The following is a 3,148-nucleotide window of genomic DNA, read 5'->3' as shown; positions in this document are numbered from 1 at the left end:
AATTTTGCAGCTTGGAACAGAGGATGCATCTTTGCGGAAAAATGGATAAAATCAGATACCGTCTTGTATATAACCGCCAGAACACACTCAACTTGTTCACCACATTAACCAGGCTTTAAAGGCAAACTACATCATGATGCGTGAAGTTGAATATGTAGTTAGTGATGAAAAAGAAATTGTTATCGTTGATCAATTTACAGGTCGTATGATGCCAGGACGTGCATATTCAGATGGTTTACACCAAGCTATTGAAGCTAAAGAAGGGGTTCCAATCAAAGAAGAAACTTCGACTTTGGCGACAATTACATATCAGAACTTCTTCCGTCTATATGAAAAATTGGCTGGTATGACGGGTACCGCAAAAACTGAAGAAGAAGAATTCTTATCAACTTACAATATGAAAGTTGTTGTTATTCCTACAAACCGTCCAGTAGCTCGTAAGGATCTTCCTGATGAAATCTATGCACATAAAAAAGATAAATATGCTGCATTGGTACGTGAAGTAAAACGTTTGTATGAAACAGGACAACCAGTTCTAGTTGGTACGATTGCGGTAGAAACAAGTGAGGTTATTTCACAATTATTAAATAAGGAACACATTCCTCATGAAGTATTAAATGCGAAAAACCATGCTCGTGAAGCAGAAATCATTGCAAAGGCGGGTCGTCCAAAATCAGTTACAATTGCGACAAACATGGCTGGTCGTGGTACCGACATTAAATTAACAGAAGAATCACGTAAATTAGGTGGTTTAGCTGTATTGGGTAGTGAAAGACATGAATCTCGTCGTATTGATAACCAGTTACGTGGACGTTCTGGTCGTCAAGGAGATCCTGGATTCTCACGTTTCTATGTATCTTTAGAAGATTCATTGATGGTTCGTTTTGGTGGCGACAAGCTACAAAAGCTATTTGAAAAAATGGGTGACGAACAAATTGAATCAAAGGCAGTTACAAAATCAATCACAATGGCTCAAAAACGTGTTGAAGGATATAACTTCGATATGCGTAAACAATTGTTAGATTATGATGATGTATTACGTCGTCAACGTGAAATTATTTATGCACAGCGCAATCGTATTTTAGAAGCAGATGAAGTGCATGATATGGTTCGTGTTGTATTTGAAAAAACAATTGAACAAACTTTACAAGCTAATTTATCGGATCAAAAGAAACAAACAATCGATGTTGCTGGTGTTGTTAAATCCATTGAAATGATGGGTATGGCTGAAGATAAGGCGATTCGTGCAAATGAACTTGAAGGAAAGTCTTATGATGAAGTTAAAGAATATTGTGTAAATAAGATTTGGAATGAATATGAAGCTGAAATCAAAGATGTTAAGCGTCAATTCTTGCCTTTTGAAAAGACAGTTGTGTTACGTAATATTGACCGTAACTGGATCAACCATATTGATATGATGGATAAATTGCGTAGTGGTATCTATTTGCGTTCTTATGCACAAAATAACCCTCTACAACAATATGTACAAGAAGGATTCGATATGTTTGAAGAAATGAATCAAAGAATTGATCGTGAAATCACATTCTTCTTATTAAAGGTTCGTATTCGTAAGGAGCATGCAGCTTGATGGAACTATATGAATTGAAACAAGGAGTGAGTACTCACCTAGAGAAATTACATTCTTTAGGTGAGTCACTTTGACTTATCTAGTAAAAATAAACAGATTGAAGAATATGATAAACAAACTTTAGAACCAGATTTCTGGCAAAATCAAAAAAAAGCTCAACAAGTGATTCGTGCAAAAAACGCATTAAAAGATATTGTGGATCGTTATGAAGAATTAGATTTACAATTGACTTCACTAAATGATACGGCTGATGAATTAAAGTCTGAATTTGATGAAGAATTGATGATGATTGCCGAAGAAGAATATGCGGATATGGATAAGAAATTCGAGAATTTTGAAATCCAAGTCTTATTAAGTCATGAATATGATCAAAACAATGCCATTTTAGAAATTCACCCTGGAGCTGGTGGAACCGAGTCTTGTGACTGGGCAAGCATGTTGTATCGTATGTATACAAGATATGCTGAAAAACATGGCTTTAAAGTAACTGTTCTAGATTATTTACCAGGGGATGAAGCTGGTATTAAAAGTGTAACTTTCCTTGTCGAAGGAGATAAGGCTTATGGCTATCTGAAATCAGAAAAGGGAGTACATCGTTTAGTTCGTATTTCGCCATTTGATTCAGGAGCTAGAAGGCATACTTCATTTGCGAGTTTAGATGTTATGCCTCAATTCAATGATGAAATTGAAATTGACATCAAGCCAGAAGACTTAATTGTTGAAACAAAACGAGCTTCAGGTGCTGGAGGACAGCATATCAATAAAACAGATAGCGCGGTTCGTATGGTGCATAAGCCAACGGGTATTGTGGCTACATGTCAAAATGGACGTAGTCAGCATGAAAATAGAGAAGAATGTTTGCGTGTCTTAAAGTCTCGTTTGTATCAATTAGAAATTGAAGAACAAGAAAAGAAGATTGCTCAAATTAAAGGTGTGCAGTCAGCCAATGAATGGGGAAGCCAGATTCGAAGCTATGTCATGCATCCATATAGCTTAGTTAAAGATGTTCGTACAGGTTATGAAACAAGTCAAGTTCAATCTGTATTAGATGGAGATCTTGATGAATTCATCTTTGCGTATTTAAAATCACAAATTCAATAAAATCCAATCGAAAGGTTGGATTTTTTCTATAATCGCTCATAAAAGTGTAATTATTTTAAATTATTCCCTCATAAAAGTGTAAAATACTCTTATCAAGAGGTTAAGAATATGAATGTATATTATCATTTACCGGGCTTATTTGAATTCTATGAATTTTATAAAAAGTTTTTGCCCCTGTTTAAAAATAAAACAGAATACTTCTATGACTGGTGTAAGATTGGCTCTATTTATGGCTCACCATCTGATTGTATATGGTCTGGTGGACGCATCAGTTATGCAGATTGTGATCCAAAAAAAGTATTTGCTTTGATGAAAGAATATAATATATCTTCACGTCTTACATTTAGTAATTCTTTGATTGAAGAAAAACATTTATCCGATATAAAATGCAATGAATTATGTCGATTGTTGAGTTTAGATACAAATAATGGAATTATTATTCATTCGGATATATTGATG

1 protein-coding gene and 2 pseudogenes are annotated in these 3,148 nt (G+C 34.8%); all 3 read left to right on the top strand.

The features are described from left to right. Nucleotides 1–79: 79 nt before the first annotated feature. Nucleotides 80–1,588, top strand: a pseudogene (locus ACZQCL_RS05470) (preprotein translocase subunit SecA); the annotation flags it as partial. Then, a protein-coding gene (prfB, locus tag ACZQCL_RS05465) for a peptide chain release factor 2 (RefSeq protein ID WP_482482102.1) occupies nucleotides 1,588–2,689 on the top strand; the annotation gives its coding sequence in 2 pieces (ribosomal slippage) (nucleotides 1,588–1,659 and nucleotides 1,661–2,689; 1,101 coding nt in all). The pseudogene ACZQCL_RS05470 and the gene prfB, both read left to right, overlap by 1 nt. Before the next feature lie 108 nt (nucleotides 2,690–2,797). After that, nucleotides 2,798–3,148 (top strand): annotated as a pseudogene (locus ACZQCL_RS05460) (hypothetical protein); the annotation flags it as partial.

It is taken from the genome of Holdemanella sp., assembly GCF_056804935.1.
The sequence above is the reverse complement of the archived record's forward strand: the minus strand, read 5'-3'. Positions and strand labels throughout refer to the sequence as shown.